This window comes from Limnobacter sp. (assembly GCF_046297615.1).
GTDB lineage: Bacteria > Pseudomonadota > Gammaproteobacteria > Burkholderiales > Burkholderiaceae_B > Limnobacter.
Window position 1 is genome coordinate 450,118 of record NZ_JBKBHM010000003.1, and the last position, 21,682, is coordinate 471,799.

At 55.7% G+C, this 21,682-nt stretch carries 25 protein-coding genes and 1 pseudogene; 5 read left to right on the forward strand and 21 right to left on the reverse strand.

Features of this window, described 5'->3' with window-relative positions; translation table 11 throughout:
- Positions 1 to 26 precede the first annotated feature (26 nt).
- The 3 genes from ACK4FF_RS09205 to ACK4FF_RS09215 form a co-directional block, all read right to left on the reverse strand.
- Positions 27 to 1,529: a tripartite tricarboxylate transporter permease gene (locus ACK4FF_RS09205; protein WP_409707799.1), complete on the reverse strand. Its 1,503-nt coding sequence runs from the start codon at positions 1,527 to 1,529 to the stop codon at positions 27 to 29.
- A 2-nt stretch (positions 1,530 to 1,531) separates the two neighbouring features.
- Entirely contained in the window at positions 1,532 to 1,984 is a 453-nt protein-coding gene (locus tag ACK4FF_RS09210; protein ID WP_409707802.1) for a tripartite tricarboxylate transporter TctB family protein, read from the reverse strand.
- Between the two features lie 64 nt (positions 1,985 to 2,048).
- Positions 2,049 to 3,026, reverse strand: coding sequence for a tripartite tricarboxylate transporter substrate binding protein BugD (locus tag ACK4FF_RS09215; RefSeq protein ID WP_409707805.1), 978 nt, complete (start codon positions 3,024 to 3,026; stop codon positions 2,049 to 2,051).
- A 350-nt stretch (positions 3,027 to 3,376) separates the two neighbouring features.
- Between ACK4FF_RS09215 and ACK4FF_RS09220 the strand changes: the two genes are divergently transcribed.
- Complete coding sequence (locus ACK4FF_RS09220; protein WP_409707808.1) at positions 3,377 to 5,023, forward strand: hypothetical protein; 1,647 nt, start codon at positions 3,377 to 3,379, stop codon at positions 5,021 to 5,023.
- A complete protein-coding gene (locus ACK4FF_RS09225; RefSeq protein WP_409707811.1) occupies positions 5,020 to 6,357 on the forward strand; it encodes a hypothetical protein in 1,338 nt (445 codons plus the stop codon). Before ACK4FF_RS09220 ends, ACK4FF_RS09225 begins: the two co-directional genes overlap by 4 nt.
- Here the strand turns inward: ACK4FF_RS09225 and ACK4FF_RS09230 are convergent.
- The 4 genes from ACK4FF_RS09230 to ACK4FF_RS09245 all read right to left on the reverse strand — a co-directional run bounded on the left by ACK4FF_RS09230 (position 6,294) and on the right by ACK4FF_RS09245 (position 9,668).
- A complete protein-coding gene (locus tag ACK4FF_RS09230; RefSeq protein WP_409707814.1) occupies positions 6,294 to 7,418 on the reverse strand; it encodes a PQQ-dependent sugar dehydrogenase in 1,125 nt (374 codons plus the stop codon). The two genes, ACK4FF_RS09225 and ACK4FF_RS09230, sit on opposite strands and share 64 nt — an antisense overlap.
- 36 nt (positions 7,419 to 7,454) lie before the next feature.
- On the reverse strand, positions 7,455 to 8,261 hold the full coding sequence (locus tag ACK4FF_RS09235) for a thioesterase family protein (RefSeq protein ID WP_409707817.1): 807 nt from the start codon (positions 8,259 to 8,261) through the stop codon (positions 7,455 to 7,457).
- Positions 8,262 to 8,264: 3 nt separating this feature from the next.
- Positions 8,265 to 9,035 carry an enoyl-CoA hydratase gene (locus tag ACK4FF_RS09240; protein ID WP_409707820.1) on the reverse strand — a complete coding sequence of 257 codons (771 nt, stop codon included), beginning with the start codon at positions 9,033 to 9,035 and terminating at the stop codon, positions 8,265 to 8,267.
- A 90-nt stretch (positions 9,036 to 9,125) separates the two neighbouring features.
- Positions 9,126 to 9,668: a hypothetical protein gene (locus tag ACK4FF_RS09245; protein WP_409707823.1), complete on the reverse strand. Its 543-nt coding sequence runs from the start codon at positions 9,666 to 9,668 to the stop codon at positions 9,126 to 9,128.
- A 219-nt stretch (positions 9,669 to 9,887) separates the two neighbouring features.
- Between ACK4FF_RS09245 and ACK4FF_RS09250 the strand changes: the two genes are divergently transcribed.
- The 3 genes from ACK4FF_RS09250 to ACK4FF_RS09260 all read left to right on the forward strand — a co-directional run bounded on the left by ACK4FF_RS09250 (position 9,888) and on the right by ACK4FF_RS09260 (position 12,379).
- Positions 9,888 to 10,292, forward strand: a complete 405-nt coding sequence (locus tag ACK4FF_RS09250; protein ID WP_409707826.1) for an SRPBCC family protein — start codon at positions 9,888 to 9,890, stop codon at positions 10,290 to 10,292.
- 126 nt (positions 10,293 to 10,418) lie between these two features.
- Positions 10,419 to 11,447, forward strand: a complete 1,029-nt coding sequence (locus ACK4FF_RS09255; RefSeq protein WP_409707829.1) for a hypothetical protein — start codon at positions 10,419 to 10,421, stop codon at positions 11,445 to 11,447.
- A gap of 29 nt (positions 11,448 to 11,476) precedes the next feature.
- On the forward strand, positions 11,477 to 12,379 hold the full coding sequence (locus tag ACK4FF_RS09260; RefSeq protein WP_409707832.1) for a hypothetical protein: 903 nt from the start codon (positions 11,477 to 11,479) through the stop codon (positions 12,377 to 12,379).
- Positions 12,380 to 12,384: 5 nt separating this feature from the next.
- Here the strand turns inward: ACK4FF_RS09260 and ACK4FF_RS09265 are convergent, their stop codons facing one another.
- The 14 genes and pseudogenes from ACK4FF_RS09265 to ACK4FF_RS09330 all read right to left on the reverse strand — a co-directional run.
- On the reverse strand, positions 12,385 to 12,867 hold the full coding sequence (locus ACK4FF_RS09265; RefSeq protein WP_409707834.1) for an Hcp family type VI secretion system effector: 483 nt from the start codon (positions 12,865 to 12,867) through the stop codon (positions 12,385 to 12,387).
- 119 nt (positions 12,868 to 12,986) lie between these two features.
- Positions 12,987 to 13,463, reverse strand: coding sequence for a DM13 domain-containing protein (locus ACK4FF_RS09270; protein ID WP_409707837.1), 477 nt, complete (start codon positions 13,461 to 13,463; stop codon positions 12,987 to 12,989).
- Positions 13,464 to 13,544: 81 nt separating this feature from the next.
- Positions 13,545 to 14,447: a hypothetical protein gene (locus ACK4FF_RS09275; protein WP_409707840.1), complete on the reverse strand. Its 903-nt coding sequence runs from the start codon at positions 14,445 to 14,447 to the stop codon at positions 13,545 to 13,547.
- A 219-nt stretch (positions 14,448 to 14,666) separates the two neighbouring features.
- Entirely contained in the window at positions 14,667 to 15,521 is an 855-nt protein-coding gene (locus ACK4FF_RS09280) for a dienelactone hydrolase family protein (RefSeq protein ID WP_409707843.1), read from the reverse strand.
- 105 nt (positions 15,522 to 15,626) lie between these two features.
- A pseudogene (locus ACK4FF_RS09285) lies at positions 15,627 to 15,887 on the reverse strand (DUF817 family protein); the annotation flags it as partial.
- 81 nt (positions 15,888 to 15,968) lie between these two features.
- Entirely contained in the window at positions 15,969 to 16,397 is a 429-nt protein-coding gene (locus tag ACK4FF_RS09290) for an Imm50 family immunity protein (protein WP_409707846.1), read from the reverse strand.
- A 20-nt stretch (positions 16,398 to 16,417) separates the two neighbouring features.
- Entirely contained in the window at positions 16,418 to 16,954 is a 537-nt protein-coding gene (locus ACK4FF_RS09295) for a hypothetical protein (RefSeq protein ID WP_409707848.1), read from the reverse strand.
- A gap of 105 nt (positions 16,955 to 17,059) precedes the next feature.
- Entirely contained in the window at positions 17,060 to 17,743 is a 684-nt protein-coding gene (locus ACK4FF_RS09300; RefSeq protein WP_409707851.1) for a hypothetical protein, read from the reverse strand.
- Between the two features lie 495 nt (positions 17,744 to 18,238).
- Entirely contained in the window at positions 18,239 to 18,613 is a 375-nt protein-coding gene (locus ACK4FF_RS09305; RefSeq protein WP_409707854.1) for a hypothetical protein, read from the reverse strand.
- A gap of 73 nt (positions 18,614 to 18,686) precedes the next feature.
- On the reverse strand, positions 18,687 to 19,196 hold the full coding sequence (locus ACK4FF_RS09310; protein WP_409707857.1) for a hypothetical protein: 510 nt from the start codon (positions 19,194 to 19,196) through the stop codon (positions 18,687 to 18,689).
- A 231-nt stretch (positions 19,197 to 19,427) separates the two neighbouring features.
- The gene (locus ACK4FF_RS09315; RefSeq protein ID WP_409707860.1) at positions 19,428 to 19,706 is read right to left on the reverse strand and encodes a hypothetical protein; all 279 of its coding nucleotides are present in this window, start codon (positions 19,704 to 19,706) and stop codon (positions 19,428 to 19,430) included.
- 485 nt (positions 19,707 to 20,191) lie between these two features.
- The gene (locus tag ACK4FF_RS09320) at positions 20,192 to 20,605 is read right to left on the reverse strand and encodes a DUF6228 family protein (protein WP_409707863.1); all 414 of its coding nucleotides are present in this window, start codon (positions 20,603 to 20,605) and stop codon (positions 20,192 to 20,194) included.
- A gap of 73 nt (positions 20,606 to 20,678) precedes the next feature.
- On the reverse strand, positions 20,679 to 21,317 hold the full coding sequence (locus ACK4FF_RS09325; protein WP_409707866.1) for a hypothetical protein: 639 nt from the start codon (positions 21,315 to 21,317) through the stop codon (positions 20,679 to 20,681).
- 5 nt (positions 21,318 to 21,322) lie between these two features.
- The coding region (locus tag ACK4FF_RS09330) for a hypothetical protein (RefSeq protein WP_409707869.1) at positions 21,323 to 21,682 on the reverse strand (360 nt) is incomplete at its 5' end.

Below are 21,682 nucleotides of genomic sequence, written 5' to 3' on the forward strand. Positions count from 1 at the left end.
GACAATACAGGCTTAATCGTTGCCGATTAATCTTCCTGGAAAGCCTCTTCACGCTTCTTGCGGATGGATGGACTGAGCACCACGAACAGGGCCAGGGCTGACAAAGCCAGCATGGAAGCGCTGATGGGGCGAGTGACCAGAACCCCGAAGTCGCCACGGGACAGCAACAGCGCACGGCGCAGGTACTCTTCCATCATCGGGCCGAGAATGAAGCCCAGCAACAGGGGCGCAGGCTCGCACTTGAGCTTGGCAAACACATAACCCAGCACACCGAAACCAGCCATCAGGTACACATCGAACAACTTGTTGCCCAAGCTGAATACACCGATACAGCAGAACACCAGAATCATCGGGTACAGGTAGTGGTACGGCACTGAAATCATCTTGACCCAAATACCGATCAGCGGCAGGTTCAGAACGACCAGGAACAGGTTACCAATCCACATGGACACGATGATGCCCCAGAACAGAGCGGGCTGCTCGGTCATCACGGCTGGCCCGGGGGTAATGCCCTGAATGATCATGGCGCCCACCATCAAGGCCATCACAGGGTTGGATGGAATACCCAACGTCAGCAGTGGAATGAAGGAGGTTTGCGCACCTGCGTTGTTGGCGGACTCTGGTCCGGCCACGCCTTCAATGGCGCCTTTACCAAACTGCTCGGGGTGTTTGGAGACCTTCTTCTCGATCGAGTAGGCCGCAAACGAGGCCAACATCGCGCCACCACCGGGCAGAATACCCAGCACTGAGCCGAGAATGGTGCCGCGAAACACCGGGGCCACGATACGCTTGAGGTCTTCACGCGTAGGCATCAAACCTTCCACCTTGGAAATGAATGAGGACCGGGTGTGCTCTTCTTCCAGGTTCTTGATGATCTCACCCAGGCCAAACATACCCATGGCCAGAATCACGAAGCTGATGCCCTCCGCCAGGTAAGGCGAGTCGAAGGTGTAGCGGTCAATGCCGGAGTTCACGTCAGTACCAGCCATGCCCAGCAACAGCCCCAGCACAATCATGCCGAAGGCTTGCAGCAGCGACCCACTGGCCAACACCACGGATGCCACCAAACCCAGAATCATCAGGGAAAAGTATTCAGCCGGGCCAAACTGCAAAGCAATTTCAGCCAAGGGCGGCGCAAACAGGGCCAACAGTACGGTGGCGAAAGTTCCGGCCACGAACGAACCGATGGCCGCGGTGGCCAGCGCACGCCCTGCTTTGCCTTGACGGGCCATTTGATAGCCGTCCAGCGCAGTGACCACGGACGAAGCCTCACCGGGCAGGTTCACCAAAATGGCTGTGGTGGAGCCGCCGTACTGGGCGCCGTAGTAAATGCCAGAAAGCATGATCAGCGATGACACGGGCGGCAGGGTGAACGTCACCGGCAGCAACATGGCAATGGTGGCCGTGGGGCCAAGGCCCGGAAGCACACCGATGGCGGTACCGAGGAACACGCCAATCAGGCAGTACATCAGGTTGGCAACAGTGAACGCTGCGTCCAGCCCGATTGAAAGATTTGCAAGTAATTCCATGATTACACCCCGAACCAGGAGCCGATGATGGGCAGGGGAATTCCCAAGCCCTTGACAAACACCAGGCAGCAGAACACGCCTGCACCAGCACCCACGATCAAGGAAAACTTCCAGTCAAAAAACCGGCTGGCTGCCGCCGAAATCACAAACAGCGCAAGCACGGCGATGAACAGGCCAGCGCCTTCCACCAGCAATGCAAACGCCACAACAGACGCTGTGACGTACAGAATTTTTTTGACGGCCAGGCCATCCAGTGGCTCGCCCTCTTTGATGAAGGACCGGCCAATCGCCAGCACGCCGATCAACATCAGCAAACCGCTCAGCACGATCGGGAAGTAACCGGGCCCCATTTTAATGGCGGTGCCCATTTCATAGTCTTGGGCCAAGGCGTACCCTGCGGCGCCTACGATCAGGTACAGCAAGCCCGACCAAAAGTCTCGTAAATCTTTCGGCATTGTTGTTCTCTCTTTTTTGCTTGGGGAGGAAAGGCCCAGACCACGGGCCTTTCCAATTTCAGACTTAGTCCGCGTACTGTGCGGCTTTGTCGATTACAGGTTTCCAGCGGGCGATTTCAGCATCCAGATGCTTGCGCAGCGCGGCGGGGGTCGCGCGGTCCTGAGACACGGGCTCGGTGCCCAGTTCAGCGAAACGGGCGATCACGGTCGGGTCTTTCAAGGACAATTGCAAGGACTTGCTCAGCTTGTCCACGATGGGCTTGGGTGTGCCTTTGGGGGCATACAAGCCGTGCCACACGGCCACTTCAAAACCGGGCAAACCAGACTTGTCCAAGGTGGGCAGGTTAGGCAGGGAGGCCACGGGAGTTTTGGTGGTCACTGCGAAAGCCTTGATTTTGCCGCCCTTGATCTGGCTGGTGGTGTTGGTGGTCTGGTCGCACATGAAGTCGACTTGACCGCCCAGCAGGTCGTTCATGGCAGGGCCGGTGCCTTTGTAGGGCACGGTGGTCAGGTCTGTGGCCACAGCCTGCTGGAACAACATGCCGCACAGGTGTGAGGCAGAACCAATGCCCGCGTTGGCGTAAGTGACTTTGTCCTTGTTGGCTTTGATGTAAGCCAGCAATTCAGCCATGTTGTTGGCAGGGAAGTTGCCGCGAGCCACGATAGTCATGGGTACATCGGTCACCAGGCCGATGGTTTCGAAGTCGCTGGAGGCGTTGTAGGACAGCTTGCGATACAGCGAAGGGGCTGTGGACTGACCAATGTGGTGCAGGAAAATGGTGTAGCCATCCGCGGGTGAACGGGCCACTTTGGCCGCGCCCAAGGTACCACCGGCACCACCCAAGTTTTCAACGATGACTTGCTGGCCCAAGTCTTTGGACATGGATTGCGCCAACAAACGGCCAACCGTGTCAGTGGGGCCACCCGCTGCAAACGGAATCACCATGGTGATGGGCTTGGAAGGATACTTGTCTTCGGCTTGGGCAAAGCCTGCCACACCGATCAGGGCCACCGCCAGTACTGAACGAACGAACTTATTCACATCAACCTCCTAATTGGGAATCGGACTTCTTTTGGTCTTCCTTGACGCACTTTGGGCGCAAGGCCCACGAGTACGGATCGCCGTAGTATCTGGAATGCATGTCAGGGTGCCAATTGTGGTTTTCCATAGCGGAAACACCGTAGAAACCCCAATAGACGGTTAAATCAGCAAGCATTTTCCCGGTAAAGATTGGTTCTGTAACGCCACAGCAACAGAACAAACTTGGGCCTGCTGAACCACTTCGCTGGCCACAGACCGGCGCAAAGTGCGCGTGCTTGAATGAAATGGGAATCATCACATCGAGTGACCAGATTCCAAACAGCCCCAATCCACATTCAAGGACCGCAATCATGGCCATTCTGGAACAATACGCCCCACCCGCCTGGGTTCAGGATTTCAGCGATAACCCCCCGTTGCAACAAGCCATGAATGCCGCTTGGAGCGGGAACGTGAACCGATGGGTGAATGCCGCATTGATTGGCGATGTGTGGGACCTGGTGAACTACGGCCCACGCCCAGCCTTTTACAACCCCTTGGTACAAGACACACCCTCAAGCGCGGTCAGTGCAGGCATTCCATGGAGCGCCTTCCCGGGCCGGCTTTCAGCGCTGTTTCCGAACAATTCAGCAGACTGGTTTGCCTGGGCGGACAACGGCGTACCCCAACAAGTCACCAAGGACCTGTGTTCCGGGCAAACCATTGCGGCCATCCCCTACCCGCCCACAGGCCCAAGGGGCTGGCAGGACGAGTACTGCGAATGGAGCGTGACCCGGAACGCGGCGGGTCAGATTACCAGCGTCATGTTCACCTGCGAAAACCCGGAGTACTGGTTCACACTGTGGCAAGTGGACCCGGGGAAAGTACTGACGCTGTACCAGCAACTGGTCAGCCCGAATGTCCAACTGAGCGACCTTTGTTTACCCGGTGTCAGTGACCCTGTAACGGGCCAGCCTGCCTACAACCCCTTGAACAAGTGGAACACCGGCACCAAAAGCCTGAGCACTTCGGGCGGCGCGGTGCACCTGACCAGCTCACCCAACACCCTGGGCGCTGAATTCGACCTGGCTGCAGCCGCCACAATGCCACGCACCCAAAACGGCCAACCCGTGACCTCTGCGGCCGCACTGGTGTGCTGTGCACGTTACGGCAAAATTGGACGCCACAGCGACCCCACCATCGGACAGTCGGTCAACCAGTTCGTGAACTACACCCAAGGGCTGACCCAAGTGCAAGCCACGCTGACCAACCCACCCGGCCTGTACATGCAAACGCCAGACTTCAGCGGCTATGTGACCCCCGATGGCACGCCTGCCAGCCAGTTCTGGACGGTGGTGCGCGGCCAGTTGGCCAACCCTGCAGTGCCCGGCGACATCGACCGCATTCTGCACGCCACGTTTGCAGTGCCGCCTCACCTGAACTACACCGTCAGCGACATCCGCATCAATGGTGCGCCAATTGCCTACGCCTCCCAAATTGCCAACACCTTCAACATGGCCTTGATGGCCACGGTCTTTGGTAACAGCGGCGTGACCCAAACACCAGTGACCTGCACTGTGGCCAACAACAACCCCAGCCCCTCAGTATCGGCGTTGCAGGACCTGCCCACCTTCATCGCCTACCGCAACCTTGAGCAGCAAATGAATGAACTGGACTTGTCGATTCCCATTCTCGCGCTGCCGGTTTACCCGGGACAAACCCGAAGCAATGTGGCCTTGTTGCTCAACACCAGCGAGACCCCGCGCGATGCGGTATTCAAGGTGCTCGAAGGTGGCGTGAGTATTCAGGTGATTGGTACAACCACCGTGGCTGGCATGGGCGTGTACGTGGTGAACATTCAAGTCGATGCCAATGCTGCTTTTGGCGACCGCACGGTGCTGGCCAGCGTGCCCGGCATGCCGTCGACCACCCAAGCGGCCATCGGCCTGCTGACCGTGTGCGCACCGCCCAAGGTCAGCACCCCCGTGAAAAAACCAGCGCAGTTGCGGGGCCGGGCATGATGAAGCGGTTTGGACGACTCGGCCTTCTGGCCGCTTGCGCTGTGCTGGCCCACACCCCAGCGCAGGCGGGGGGCTACCCCTGCGGGAGCCCCTTTGTACCGACTCCAGTACTCAAACCCGTGCTGCCCAGTGCCTCATTCCCACAGAGCGACGCTGCGGTGAACTGCTTCATGTGGCAAACCTTTGTGTACCTGACCTGGCCCGCCAGCGGGACGCAACCGGGACAACCCGACCCACAGGCCACTTACGGGGCCAATGCAGCCACCGTGTGGGAAACCTTCCGCCCACACGACACGGTGTTTCCGCCCAACGGCGCGACGCCTGCCCCTTGGGGCAATGCCCCACTGGGGCGCACACGGACCAAAATGGCAGGCCCTTTGGTGAGAACACTGAACAACACCAGCAAGCAATTTCGATTGCTGAACACTGGGGAGGTCATCCCCTTGTCGGAAACCCAGCAAGCGGGCGGCGGGGCCCTTTACGACCAGAATGGTCAAGTGGTGTACTACGAAATGCTGTTGAATCAGACCGAGTTCAACTACATCGTCAACAACCAACTTTACCAGGCACAAACCCAGAACCAATTTGCGCAAAAGGTGGGCATTGAACTGCCCACCAATGCCGTTGAAGTGAAAGCCGCATGGAAGGTGCTGAGCGCGCAAGAGGCCAGTGCCAAGCCGCTACGCTTTCACACGGCCCAGGCCATGGTGCCGGGGTCAAACACGCCAGTGACGGTGGGACTTGTGGGTTTGCACGTCATGGTGATGCCAGACAACAACACCTTCGAACAAGGGTTCTGGGCCACATTCCAGCAAGTGGACAACGCCCCCTTGCAAAGTGCACCGGGCAAGGGCCCATATTCCTTCTACAACGCGAACTGCTCCAGCAATTGCACGGTGAACAGCAAAACGGCGACTGGCGTGCCCACACAAGTGATGCAGGTGTTTGGCGCAAGCCCTGAGGCTCAGGCCGTCAACGCCGCGATGGTGCAGCAGATGCAGTCACAGACCCCAAATGCCCCATGGCAGTTTTATCAGTTGCTCAATGTGCAGTGGCCCAACTCTGGGCAGGCCATCAACAAACCGGGCATGACCACACCGCTACCCAACGGTAGCCCCAACACCAACACACTGATGAACCCAGTGTTGGAAACATTTTTACAAACGCCCAACACAAGTTGCCTGGGCTGCCACACCTACGCTAGCGCCACGAGCCCCGGCAGTTACGGCAGTGGGTACAGCTTTCTTTTTGGGCACGCCAAAACAGCCCCTCAAGGTTTACTCAAAGGGGCTGCCCTGAGCAAACGCCCCTCGGGGTTATCGGTCAGCAAGTAAATCGCGCCATCGGGGCCTTGGCGCACATCCCGTATACGTTCATTCAGGCCCTTAAAAAGCACCTCTTCAACACGGGGGCTGCTGTTCAGGCTCACGCGTTGAGCCTGTCGATGGGCCAAGGCGCCCACCAGCAACTGCCCCTTCCAGGTCGGAAACAAGGGGCTGTTAACCACCGCCAGGCCTGAGGGAGCAATGGACGGGGTCCATTGCAACACCGGGGGCAGAGCACCGGGAATACTGGTGTTTGGGCTAATGACCTCACCGCTGTAATCCACCCCGAAGGTGGCCAAAGGCCAACCATAATTGGCGCCGGGCTTGATGCGGTTCAGTTCATCCCCACCTCGTGGGCCATGCTCATGCGCCCACAGGGTTTGGGTGGCTGGGTCGTAGGCCAAACCCTGAACATTGCGGTGGCCATAGCTGTAAATTTCCGGCAACGCACCGGGGGTTTGGCGGAAAGGGTTGTCGGCTGGCACTGTGCCATCGGGTTTGATGCGGACAATCTTCCCGAAATGGGTGGACAAATCCTGCGCTTGGTTGCGGTAGCTGTACCCATCGCCCAGGCTTAATGCCACCGTGCCATCGGGCAGCCAGGCAATGCGCCCCCCAAAATGCGCGCCACCACTTTTGGCTGGCTGGGTACGGAATACCTCACGCACCTCAGTCAGGCTGCCCGCCTTCAACACAGCACGGCTCAAGCAGGTGTGGTTGGCCTGCCGCGTGCCACAGGCGTAACTGAGTAACACTTGCCCCGTGCTTTGAAAATCGGGAAATGGGGAGACGTCAAACAGCCCACCCTGCCCGCCCACATAGATGGCAGGTAGGCCACTGACCTGCTGGGGCATCAATCGGCCTTCCGGGGTGATGCGGCGAAGGCGCCCCGGCCGCTCGGTGACCAGCATGCCGCCATCCGGCAGAAAGGCCAGGGACCAAGGGTGTTCCAAGCCCTCGGCCACCACACTGACTTGAACTTGAGTTGGGTTGGCTGTCTGGGCCTGCGCGGCCACTGCTGATGTGAAGGACAAACCCAAGGCCACAAGGCCCGCGACGCACTGCTTCATTGTTGACTCCCGGTGACTGCAATACCGGGAACCAATTTACCCGTAAACGGCCACCACTTGGGTACCCAATGAGGCGAGTTGGCCTGATGGGGTCCACAGGGTTGCACTCTGGCTGACGTAGCCATCGGCTGCGGCGTGGGTTTCCATGTCGATCTGGAACCAGCCTTCGTCCAGCGGTTCCTGCGGAATTGGCGGCAATTCCAGCGACCACGACACCGAGCTGCCCATCACCGGGGTTTTGAACTGGTTCAGGCAGGGAGTGGGTGGGCCATCGCTGAGCATCACGATTAATACCTCGGGGCTGACGCCTGTGTCGCGGGCACGGATGTGAATGCCGCTGTGCCAGAAATTCTGGCCGGTGTAGGGCATGCTGCCGCTGGCCCAGCGCATCTGCACATGCTGGATGAACGCGGGTGTGATGTTGGGAATGAACGGCAACTCCACACATTCTTCAACGGTTTTGGGCAAGGGCTTGCGCTCGGGGGTGCGCAGCGGCAACTGGGTTTGACGGGCGGCACCAAATACGCCCACCACCAAGCCGGCCAGGTCGTCACCGCTCCACACCTCGCAGTGCACCTGGCTGACATTTTTGCCCTGCCGCAGCAGACGGGTGACAAAACGCACCTGCCCGGCTGCAATGGGGCCCACAAAATTGGTTTGCAAGGCCCGCAAAGGAATGTCCAGGCCAAGGGAATCGCGCATGGCGACCACCGCCAAAGCGCTGATGAAGCCGCCAAACATGGTGCGGCCCTGCTGCCAGTCCGGCGTCACCGTGAAATGAACAGTGTCCCCGCTCAGGCGGCGGTTGGAAAGAATGTGGTTCAGTGAAATGGCTTCAGACATTGTTCAACGGGTTTCAAACTGGCGGAAATCGGGGGTGCGTTTTTCAGCGAAGGCGGCAAACGCTTCCTTGGCTGGGGGCTGCAACAGCATGGCCATGAACATCTCGCCTTCCTCGGCCATTTTCTCGGACAGCAAGGCTTTTTGGTGGCCCTTCATCAGGCGCTTGGTGGTGGTCAGGCTGACCGCGGGCAGCGCCATCATTTTGGCGATCTGGCTGTGCACATGGGCATCCAGTTGATCAGCGGGCAATACATCTGTGACAAAGCCACACTCGCTGGCTTTCGCTGCGGAAATCAGATCCCCGATCAACAACAGCTCAGCCGCCTTCTGGTAACCCGCCAATTGCGGCAGCAGCACACTGCTGGCCGCTTCGGGGCACAGGCCCAACTTCACGAAAGGCACCGAGAAGCGGGCATTGTCAGCCGCGTACACCAAGTCACAGTGCAGCAGCAAAGTGGTGCCTATGCCCACCGCCACACCCTGCACCTGGGCCACGATGGGCTTGGGGCAAGCGGCGATGGTGCGCAGGAAACAAAACACCGGGGCATCCAGGTTACGGGGTGGGTTGTTCACGAAGTCGCCCAGGTCGTTGCCTGCGGAGAAACAACTGTCGTGGCCCTTCACCAGCACCACTTTCACCGCGCGGTTGTGGGTGGCTTCGGCAAACGCATCAGCCAAGGCCGTGTACATGGCATTGGTGAAGGAATTTTTGCGGTCGGGACGATCAATGGTGATGGTCATCAGGCCATTGCTGATGTCTGTCTTGATGCTCATGTCAGCCCTGTGTTTTGTTGTTGGGATGCCAACAGTGTACACAGAGTGGACATCTATGTGACCGGCGGGTAACGGGGATGTCCCGAAGAATCAACTGCCCCCAGAACTCGAACCACCGCGCTGCTGATGTTGAGAAACCTCCAGCAGCGCCGCAGTGTCCAGTTCAATCTTTTGAGATTGCGGTGAAGAGGCTAATTTTCGGAGCGCCAGATTGTTCAACAGCACATCAGTACCCACCAGGTTTAACCCCTCGTGATTGGAGTCTGCGTTCTCCAGGCCCCCGCCGGCTGGCGATTTCCCAGCGACGATCAAATCGATGGCGATCGTTTTGGCGGCTTCTACAGACGACCGATAAGTCATGCCTGAACGTTGGGTGCCAATCGCGTGAAACCCCAAGGTAGAGGCAGTCGCCTCATCGACTTCCTGCAGATTGGCCCAACCTTCCGCCGACACCACCAAATCAAGGTCGGCAGGACTGCGATGGGGCTGCAAACCACAATGGATTCGATGCAGGCCAATGGCCGTACTGCCCGTTATCGCGTATTGCGAAGCCCCACCGAATAGAGCGGACAGGCCCGCTAACAATCGTTGGGAGTCGGGTATCTCCAGCAAGCCTCCAACGGCCTGAGCCACTTGACTTTCAGGCCCTAACGGGGGCTCAGCGATAACATCCCTGCCCCCTGTTGTGCGGAATAGTCCCCCGAGCGGGACGTGAATTTGCAAAGAAGGTCGGGGCATTGGCATGATGTGGGTTATCTGGACGAAGACTCCCTTGAGTTACCGATCACTTCGAAGAGTTCATGGATCAAAAATGACCGACCAGACATATCCAATATGCCGCCAGGAGCAAATATGAGCATCACCGTCCGCGTTACCGTGAAAGCCCCAATCGATGTTGTTTGGGCGGCCTACACCACCCCCGAACACATTGTGCAGTGGAACGCTGCATCGGATGACTGGCACACCACCCGCGCCACCGTGGACCTTCGCCCGGGCGGCGCCTTCTGTTCGCGCATGGAAGCCAAAGACGGCAGTTTCGGATTCGACTTTGAAGGCACTTACACGAAGATTGTGCCCAACACACTGATTGAATACGCCTTCGGCGACCGCAGCGCCCAAGTTGAATTCAATGGCACCCCGGACGGCATTGCAGTCAGCGTGTCATTCGACCCTGAACAAACCCATACCCTGGAGCAACAGCAAGAGGGCTGGCAGGCGATTCTGAACCGCTTCAAGGGGCATGTAGAGTCCTTGTGAGGCCTGGGTAGCGCCAAGCGCTGCCCCCTCACCTTTCACCCGCGCTGGTCACACAAGCCATTGCTTCTACCCCTCGGGCGCGTTCCCGCATACTGCCACCAGCCCTGTTGACCCGCTGGCGCAGCCATGAACAACCAAGCCCGAACCTTCAACGAAGACCACCTGCAACGCAAGGCACAAGCCCTGCAGTTGGCGTACACCCGTGCGCTGAACAGCCACGACGGCACAACACCGCTTTACCTGCATCAGGAAATGGACTTTCTGGGCCACTTTGAGCCTGATACGCGGGTCAGCCTGTGCATGGTGCCTCAGGTGCTGAGCCAAGACCCGATTGCGGGCCTGTTGCTGATGACCTCACAACTGGAACCTGCGCAAGCCAATGTGCTGGTGAAGGCTGCCGAAACGGGTGCACTCACCAGTGCACTGCTGAACCAACTGTTTGGCCCGGGTAACCTGCTGGGCAATATCGCCAACGTGATTGAGGCTACGGTGAAAGCGCGCTTCACCGCACAGATGAAAGCGGAGCTACTTAAAGTGTTGGCCAGTGGCCAATCGCGCTTGGTGAAACTGGGCAACGGGGTAGAGCTAAAAGTGGTCGGCTACAAAGGCGTGAACCAGTTGGGCAAACACGCCGACGCCCTGCTGCGCATTCGGCAGCCAAACGCCAAGGTGATTACCTTGATGGAAAAAGCGCAATTTGAGGCTGTCAGCAAGAACATGCATGTGAAATCGCTGGGCGCTGATGCATTCAACACCAACAAGGTCTTGAGCCTGAGCCGACAAGCCTCGGATGACTTGTGGCAGTTGCGCCGCCTGACGGGCTCGCCTTGGCTGAGCTCAGCCAAAGTGGGGGGCGCGTTGGCGTTTGGGCCCACCTTGATTAATGACATCGTCAACAATTACAACCACCATGCGCGCTTGGACCAGCGGTTTAACTTCAGGCAATTTGCGGTGGATAGTGTGAAGAACCAGACAGGGAACTTACTCGGCGCTGGGGCTAGCGCAGTCACAGTAGCGGTCTTGACCGGTACCACAATTGCAGGAGCACCCGTAGTACTTCTCTCACTTGCCATCGGGATCGCGGTTTGTTGGACCTACGACACCCAAGGGATCGGAAGCCTTGTTGAGCAGAAGGCAAACGCCTTATTCAAATAAGATCAACGACAAGTGCCATTCAAACAAGCATGACCACACAAGAACTCATCAGTCCAGCCCCACCGAATCATTGCTTTTTTTCAGCAGTGTTTGGAATAGTCTTTTTTCAGATTCTCGGTCTTGTCCCTGTCTTCATCTCGGACTTCGCAAGCTGGCTTGTTTTCATCGGTTTAATTTTGGCCTGCTTCATAACCTCGATAACCTTGAGCTATCTATGGATGTTCCATTCGCGGCGCTCGCCGCAAGCGACATTCATCAAAACCCTAGTCTTGCTGGTGAGCCTTTATCCATTCGTCTTTGGTATCCAATGGTGGGGGCCTCTTACAGAGATGAGTAGAACCATACCTCTTGCTAACTGGTTTGAGAATCTCAGCGCAGTATTCGCCGGCGTTGTGGTAATCACCACAACCGTGGTCAGCTATTTCATCGCTTGTCGTCGTTCAAGCGAAAGCCAATTGAATTCTGGAAAACCGATTAACTGGACACTTTTTCAAGTTGACCCGACTCAACTAACTTATGGACGCATTCGCAACTTTCCAATCATCCATTCCCTTTATTGGCCCCTGACTGTATTTGGTCTACTGTACTTGGGGTGGTACTTGTCCTTCCACGCAACTCACCAACACCTGATCGACCAAGTCAAGCTGATTGCTATCAGTGGTCTGATCACCATGATTCTTGGATACATTGAGGGTCTGGCATGCGGGGAATGTCTGCGTATGATTCAACTGGCCTATCGGTGGAAGCGCGGGCCATTCTATGTTGCGGGACAAGATGACCTGGTCAAATGGCGCCACGACTACGTGAAGTACCACCTACCCGCCCCAATTCGAATGCTCAACCTTCACCTGTTCAATCAGCATGTGGAGGCTTATGAGCAGTACCTTTCAACCCACAAGCCCAAGCGCAAGTACCGCCTACCGTCCCACTGAGCCCCTTAAAACTTCTGCCGCTTCACGCAGTTGTACCCAGCCGCCACGCAAGCACCGCCAGTGCCGTCGTCGTTCTGGGGCTTGTACTCTTCCTTGTATTCGCTGAATGCGAAGGTGATTACTTCGAGGTCAACATCGCCACCACCGCCCAGGGAAATATCGATGTCGCTGACGATGACATCCTTGAAGGTGATGCGCAAGTACTCCAGCGGCAACAAGCCGGACTTCCGCTTGGTCAACACCATGGTGTCGTAATGCTGGCCCGCGCAAGTTTGGGCATGCAAAGCGGGGGAAGCCCTGTCCACGCGTTTTTCAACCCGCAGCCCCTTGATTTCAGCCTTGCCTGCGGGGGCCAGAACCCCCCCTGTCACCGTGACCGGAATGTGCATGCCCCAGCGTGCGCTGAGCAACTCCATTTCACCAGCGTGCGTAGCGTCGATGGATTCGCCGGTGACACCACCAAGCTTCAAAAACAGGTCTGCGGGCATTGCTTGACTCCATGTTGTGTGAACAGCGCATGAAGTGTAGCCAAGGCCGCCGGGCGGGTAGAAACTGGAGGGTGGGTCAGGGTCAGCACGGGTGAACCAGAAGAGTAACCCCCGCACCTTCACCTGTACTGGGCAGCGGTGATGAATTGCCCAAAGGTTTCGCACCACACAATCACCGTGGTGTACCGGGCAAGCTCCACATTGTCAGGCAAGGCCACCACGAAGTTATCGAAGGTTTTAACGTCGCCCACCCGAAGCATGCTGCTTTTCAGGCGGTTGAAATCCACCTCAGTTTCAACGAACTCGGGCGAGAGGTAGAGCTTGTAGTCTGGCCCGGGTGCAAGCTTGCCGGTGAACGAAATTGCGGTGGCCGAGAGCGACACGATACCCTCCCCCCAGTGCAGCGAATCGCTGTCTTTCAGGTTGCGCTTGAACTGCCCGGTGAACTGGCTTTGCTGCGCCACGGCGTTGACTTCTTCGGCTGTGGGTGCGGCCGGTGCAATCAAAATCGGCAAGGCGTATATGCCTGCGGCAAACCCGGCGGCCGCAACCGCCACATGGGAGGCGATCAACAAAAGGGCTTTACGGTTGATCATGATGATATTCCCAGAAAGTGGAACAGCCCCTACTGTGCCACACGCGCCTTGATACGGACAGCGAAGGCCAGTGAACAGGGCTTAATTGGGGGGTTCGGCGAATGTATGTGTGCTTTCGGTTTGCTTTCCGCTTAACCTCATTTCAATGACGCCATCTGAACCTTCCAGCCGCATACGCATGACGGTAATCGACTCTGCCGAAAGAATAGTGTTTGATCGCGTGTCATACAAGATCGAGCCGTTGCCGGAACCCTCTCCTGAACAGCTCCAGCCGCGCGGTTCGGTGGCAACTCCCATGGTATAAACCTGCCGAACATTTGCAATACCATCCTTTACACCTTGCAACCGATTAGACACCTTCATTGTCATATCAAAAACACCAAGACCGGGAATAGGTACCTGCAGCGGCATGTCTTGAACTACATCTTCGTTTGGTCTTAGAACAACCCTGGGTATGGAGGCTACTTGCTCAAGGACATTTTGTATGACAAGCCTAATCTTCTTGGACAGCGAAGATTCCGCACCAAGTATTTTCACAGAATTGTGGCGAGGTCTACCATCACCCTCAATCACAGCTGAAACCTTGACCCCTTGTAATGGGGGGTTATCTGGCACGATGCGAGGGATCCCATCTGGCCCACGGAATATGGAAATCTTCTCCAGATAATGCACCTGGGTAGAAAAGCTGCGGTCTTTTAATCGTTTGCCGGTGATGTAGCGTATGGATTCGGTCTCTCGAACATTCATAGTGACAGGCGCCAGCGACAACCGTCCATAGGAATTGGCGATTACTCCGCGATCCTCCAGAACCTGAATGGTGATCAGCGCGTCGGTATTCTTTTTCACGACAACGTCTCGGTCTGGCTGTAGCTGATGTATCAGCTCGACCGCGTGTTGTTCAGCATATGCCGTGTTTGCGAACAACACGGCCAGAAGGATTAGTGCTGGAATACGAAGCATGGATATATTGAATTTGTAGCTCATGGTAAGCATCACCCTTGTTTGTCCCCGTAAACCACTCTACATGCTGATCACCATGGCACCCCAAATGAACCTCTGCCCGCTCCGCTGACTGTCCAGATTTGCGGCCTTAAGGTCGGGAGCATTGAAAGATGCAGAAAACGGTAGGTCATCTTGGAGGGTTGACTCTGCCATTTTTCGGAGTGTGTTCGCATTCATGTGAGCTTCCCTTGTGGATAGCCGCTAAGGCGGCTTTCGATCAAACTCTGCTTCCATGAACCGCAGCGCATCCTTCGTGGCCTGCATCTTTTGCCGGGTATTGGTCCAAATAGTAGCGCCATGGCGCATGCAAGCAGAACGCATGGCGGCCATCACCTTGGGGTCGCCCGCAGGGAAGCGCGATTCACCCAGAGTCATGCTGCCGTCCTCTTCCACGTAAAGCCGGCAGTCCATGAAGTTCTCCACGACGCGGAGCTGCTGCACGCCGCTGTGTGCAGGGTCACCATCAAAGGTGTGCGTGGCGCCCGGGTAAATGTTCACGGTGATCGCGCCACCAGCCGCGCCGAATGCTGAGGCAATCTCCTGACAGGGTTTTACCCCGGCGTAGTCGTCCCGCTCCCCCAAGGCCATCAACACAGGGCTGGCTGGCTTTGGAACCCGTGGACGGGTAACACAGGCCGGGTAAAAGGCCAACGCGGCAGCGAACCGCTCGGGCTCTTGAGGCAGGAAAGTGCGGTCTGCAGCAAAGAGAGCCGCGGCCCCGCCCTTGGAGAAGCCCATGATGGCCTGGCGAGTCATGGGGAAACCACGCTCGCGAAGGTAGCGGCTGGCTGCGAAACCGTCTCGGGCCATTTGCAAGGAGGACACTTGGGACTGGTCCTCAGTGGTTGTAGCAATGCCCCGGGGGCCAAACGAATCAACAGCCAATACGGTGAACCCGGCTTCTGAGAAGGCGCGGGCGTAGTGGCCCTCGCGAGAATCGCTCCACCCGGCGGACCCGTGCAACAGGATAACCGCCGCAGTTGCCGATGGGCTGGACCACAACTTGCCGCGAAGTTGCACCTCACCGGACCGAATATCGCTTACCGGGAATGTCACGTCTGCGCCGCCCACAGGTTGCGCGAACGCGCACGGCACGAGGGCCACGAGCAATTGAAGCGCGAGGGCGATCGGCCAGAGCGTTTTCACTGCATACCTAAGGTTTCAATCCACAGGCACATGAACCTTCCCCTTGATGTGTTTAAGATTAGCCACGATTGTGAAAGTCATCACCACCAGCAACGCCCAAGAACTCCATTTGCCAAGATGGACCAACGACCATGCGTCCATCTGATTCGGATACTTCCAGATACCAAAAAATGTGCTGATATTCTCGGCCAGCCAGATAAAGAATCCTATCAACACAAACGACAACAGCAAAGGCATCTTACGCTCACGATCAAATGGCTTGAATACAACCGTTGAGGGGAGCTGGCCTTTCGTATGCTCTCATATACGAGGGGTGGAGGAAAAGGACCCTGATCTGAGACAAAACCCCACGACCAGCTACTTTGTCAGCAGGTTTGTAACACCGACCACTCGTGCGTCACTACAAAACCAAGTGGCACCGAAACCATAGATTGACGTGAGCTCCACCCGGATTCTTGAATCAGTTGCCTCCGACTCGCGGATGAACTCCAGGGAGTCGATAACGTTTTGGTGGTTAAAGTCTTCAACCTCAAGTTGCTGCACATCCGTGAAGGCAAAGCGAATGAGCACATTCTTGATGAGTACAAGCCCGAACTCAGCGGTACCCGCGTTTCTGGTCTGATACTGACGCACCTGAATTTCGAGCTGGGCTTCGGACTTATTGTCCTGAGGCTTGGCACCCCGAGAAAGGGAAAAGTGAATCACCTCGGCATCGTGAAACGATGGCCACTCACCAAGTGCGGACAGGACTTCTTCAGCGTCTGGAATGGGCGGAACGGTTACCATACCTTGCCTCAAACAGTGGGTTAGCGCTGGATAACATCTTTCACACTAACCCCAAAGTTTTCACGATCCAGATACACGCGCATCTCCCAATCCCCTGGGCAGCCGCGAAGCACTAACTCCACATGCTCTTCAACACCATTTAAGTATGATTCGCCAACGTAGAGGTTGTCGATTTCACAAAGGGAGTTGGGAGTCAGCATGTCTTCATCGGCGTAAAGATTACCTGAGAAAGGCGCGGTGGTAGTTACGTTTCTGGTGCGAAGAGTGACCTTCCTGACGTGGGTGAATTTAAGGAATGACGGAATTTCAATCAGATTGCACTGGGCAACTTCGTCTCGAAGTTCCCACCGGGCTCGGGACAACTTCACTTCAAGAGTCTCGTCCCTATGCGTGACCGACTTGAATTGAAAGCGGGCATCACGCAGGAGACTATGCAGGAAGTACAAGTCGTGGGGAAAGTTGGAGTCGCAACGAATACGATACTCAACACCGTGCGGTTGGGTTGAAAATGTATCGAAGAATAACGCTTCGAAATCGGGGGCTTGAAGTTGGCTCATAGGATTCAAAGCGCCTGCAAGGGTGGGTTTGAAGCGTCAGCGAAAACCTGTCTCGTGACGTACTGCTTACAGTCAGGGTGGGCTAACCTCGCCCTCAAGAAAGAATCAAGGCAACAGCCCCAAGCCTTTCAGCGAAGTACGCACATTGGTGGTGGTGCTCGCAATAACAGCTTTTCGAATCAGTTCCTTTTCTTCCGTTGAGTACTTCGCGAAACTGTCCTTCCAAACCAGGTTGTTAGCAGACTCACACGGTATGCTTTCCCACCCCGGGAAACTCCAAGCAATTCCCATCTCTTTACCAGACTTCACGTTGTAAGCCTTGGTCACAAATAGACTGTAAACACAGGCCTTGTCAAAGTTGAAAACCTGCCTTCGGTGAAATCCATAACCAGGCCGAAAGTGAGGCTCGTTGCTGTAGCCAGCAAGCTCCACTAGAAGTAATGTATCCGCGTTTTGGGCTGCAGCCGCCTGCAATAACTGCGGCAGCTTGGCATTCGATACCAGCGCCGCTGCAGTCATCTTTCCACCTGCATTGATCGCATCAGCCGCACTGGCAGCAGTCTTCTGGTCAACCTGCCAATCACTCACATCCACTTTGTTACTGCTGTTACCAAATACGGTAGTGGCGGTGAGAGATCCGATGAAGGTGTTTCCCAACTGCGATACAACCACCACTTTGCGGACGGACTGAATCTCGCCCTTGTCGACAGAACGGACCATACCGGTGCAACCTAACATTACAAAGCTGACAGAAAAAATCACAAGATACTTAGCCAATGAATACATCATAGGGTTCCCTCTTATAGGTTTTTAATCCAAATCTTCATAGGCGGTTACCACTTAACAATAGCCCGCGTTACCTTGACCCCACCGACAAGGGTAGAACCCCCATAGGCGGCCTACTCAACCGAACACCTTCTTGTGCCAATACGTTTTCGGTGACCGAAACCAAGTGACGTTTCTAGGGCTTTCAAACTGAGCTAATTGTTTCATTGGGACCTTATAGCGCCAAAGTAAAGCTATTAAATCTCGAAGAGCTTCATCTGAAATGCGTACAGATCGGAGAACAAGCGTATCGCGATCCCACTCCACGAAGCCACGAATCTCAGAGCCCCACTCAAACATGTGCTTCTCGTCCAGATAAGAGCCGAAGGTAACTCCTGAGCAATCGACGCGCGCCATCGTATTCGCCTAACGTTGGAGGTAAGCGGCGCCGGAGCGCCAGCGGAGGAAACCCAACAAGCGCGGCTTGTTGGACGTCCGGTTGACCGAAGGGTTAGCCACTTACAGCCCCACAGCGGAAAGAAGGCTTTGAATATCAGACAGCTCAAAATCTTGCACAAGCTGATCTTCGCCCGTTACTACGATAACTTTCTGCGACCAAATGTTGATTGAAGATTGTTTACCGCCGCCATGTACAACCCGGACATCAATTTTTGGCACATAAGTTACATAGCTTCTTGACCACCCAGACTGATGTTCCTTAAACCAAGATGACAAAGCAAATAGCTGTCTTTCGGTGAGCTGCCACGAAGAAACGGGCGCTCCTTTTTCAAAACGATGAACCGAGCCAGACGTAGGGGAAGGCAAGTCTAGTTTGCACCCAACTAGGGCTACGGACAGTAACAACACAAGGACGATGCGATTGGCGAGCTTCATAGTGGCTAACGTTCGAAGTAACCAGCCTGCCGCGGCTTCATGCGGCAGGCCCGGTTGACTGAGTGGTTGGGCGTCATGGCCGCATACCCTTGGGCGCGAAGGGAAGATAGTGAACCCAGCATTGCCCGTCTTGGTTTGAGACCATGATTTGGCGTTTCAATGATGGAACACGCCACTCGGTGAACTCCCTCGACGTTGAAGTGACGGAACCGTATTCCTTCGTGAGCGCCGATATTGCCTCGGCGCAGGTCGCTCGCGGACGGAAGGCGATTGCGAGAATGTTTCGCGGGCCGCGCACATTTACCGCCACCACGACAGTTGGCTCGGGAACATTTTGAGCGGCAGCCTCCGAACACGGTGCAATGAAATGCCCCTCGAAGCGCTCAGCGCGCACTGTGCGGTTCGGAGCCTCAAGGCTCTTGAACATCTCAAAGCCGACGCTACTCACGTTCAGTGCGCCGCGCACATTTTCAAATCGTTGCCCGAGAGCGATCCCGCAAATCGGTGTTTCGGACGCAAGCGCACAAAGCGGAAGGCACAACAGCGCCAAAGCAAGTGTTGCGGATCGGAGGGAAAACATCATGACGCCCAACGTTTGACATAAGGGGCGCGTTTTAACGCGTCCCGCTTGATGGATGGGTTAGAACACATTTTCACTGAGCTCGCTCCCCATATCCGATCGGGAACGAATACAACGAGATGAGACTACTGAGAGCAAATGCTGATGCCGCGAGGGACAGGAAGTGCCAAGGTGCTGTTTGAAGTGTAGGGTACCCAACGGCGCAGCCGTTGGGCGGTCCGCTTGACCGAAAGGTTAGGAGTCTTGGCCATTGGTCTCGAACTCGATGCCGCCAATAAACTTGAAAGCAAAGTTGTATATCGCACAACCAATGGCAACTGACATATACCCCATGACCAGATAAAGCACCGGCATGAGAAGAAACATAAAGGCAGAAGGAGCCTCTTGTTGTGGCCCCATCGCAGCGAAAATAAAAAACATTGGAACAACAAAAACCAATGAAGTAACAGCCATTAGTACACCAAATACTTTTCCATTCTGGTGTGGCGAAAAGCGTGCGACTTGTTGTTTCATTTTTTCTCCGTTAATGAAAAGACCAACTGATTGCTCAAAACTCCTAACGCCCAAGGTAAGCGGCGCCGGAAGGAGCCCAGCGAGTGGAGGGCCCCAACAAAGCCCATGAAAATAGCAAAGTCATTGGCTTTGTTGGCGTCCGCTTGACCATAATGTTAGGCCACATATTGGTTTTTGGGGCATTTTTACTTAGCCTAGCCATTCAGCGAGTGCATCGCTGCTTGAAAAGCCGAGAATTGACATAGTTGCGGGACTTTCGCCATACGCTAGCGAGAACTTGCCTGTCGATGGTGCATATAGCAGCCATTTGTCTTCCATTCGGGCGATGGCGAAGACTCCGCTTCCGAAGCAAACACTTCGAGCGATCGGTCGTCGGTAGCGAAGGCGAACAGCATGAGTTCTAACGTTGGAGGTAAGGGGCTGGGGCTCGACAGAGACTGGCCGAAGAAGCCATACCGGCTCCGCAGTCCCGCTTGACCGAAAACTTAGGTGACACTTTCATTGAAGAAAGTTCCAGACACAGCAGCAAACTTAGGAAGTTGGCCGAAATCGGCGGTAAGCCCAACCTCGACACGCCATTCTTCAGGCGCCCCTTGCAGAGCGCACAGAGAAATACGGAATGTCACCTCCCCCAACGAAGTCGAGGTCGCTGAAATGGAGAAGTCATTTTCAATGGTTCCCCAGTTTCTAGCCCCACTCCAAGGGCGACTGATACCCGCAAGCTCTTTAAAGTATCGGTCAAGCCCGAACGCGTCCGTGTAAACCGAGACGGTTGAGCCTACAGATATCCCATGTCCGTTTATGTCGATACGGAGAGTTTCGTGATCTCTATTGAAACCACTAAAAACAACCACTCGGTTCGACGAGTTGGAGCGAATAGAGAACGCTGGTTCATCCATGGGTGTTACCTAACGTGCAAGCTCAGGGGCGCGAAGCCGGCTTGCCGGCGGAGCGTCCCTCTTGACCGAAGGGTTAGCCACTGCTTCCGCCTTTGCGCCAAGCGTAATAGTCAAAAAGCAAACGAGACCCGCCAAAACTAACCGAGAACTGTTCGATCAAGTTCTGACAGAACGCATAAGTGTATGCAGAATGAATATCTCCCATGGATGGTTTTGTTACGGGAAGAGCCATAGAAAGGCATTCATTTAGCTTACGGAGTGTTTGACTGTCGAGTGCGCAGTTTGCCCGAACAACAAGATGCTCTAACAACTTTGACGAAGATAGGTCGTGAGAGCTAAGCCACTTAACAAAAAGATCTATTAGTTTGTATTGATGGGCAAACGAAAGCGGCCCTCCCTGTTTATGCTGCCAAGTGCTCTGAAGCGACCTGGCCAGCGAAGAATGCCAAGCAAGAAAACCTTCATTCGTTTCTAGTTGACGCTCAAGTAGCTTGATATCGAGTTTGTTGCAAACTTTTTCTGCCCACTGCCGATAGACCGTGCTTGGCCTTTCGTCCCACCCCGTATATGCACGGAATGTATTGCCGCTGACACCATAATTTGAGCCCATAGGGCTAAACGGTGTTGCACCAATTCTTGCGCGTAGGTTTGGAATGGCCTTCGCGAATGCCGCACCTTGCTTTGGGCAAAAATAGTCAGCTAATGTTTCCATAGTGGCTAACGCTGGAGTTCAGCGGACGCCGTAGGCGGTCCGCTGGAATGACTGGTTAGAACTCTTGCCACCTCGGCGACGGACTGGAGGCCAGTGGGACCCTCGACCACACTCACGCGAGGCAGCACGTCGCGGAGATGCGCGCCAGAGCAGGCACGTAGCGAATAGCGGTCATGCGTGACGACAAACGAGCCAATGACAGCCGGCTCCGAGAAGACCGGTTCGAGTGGCGAACCGTCCCCGGCGAAGAACAGATAACCACTTGACGCGACGTCGGCGCCCTCGCACGAAGCCACGGCCTCCGCTTCCGAAGCAAACACTTCGAGCGATCGGTCGTCGGTAGCGAAGGCGAACAGCATGAGTTC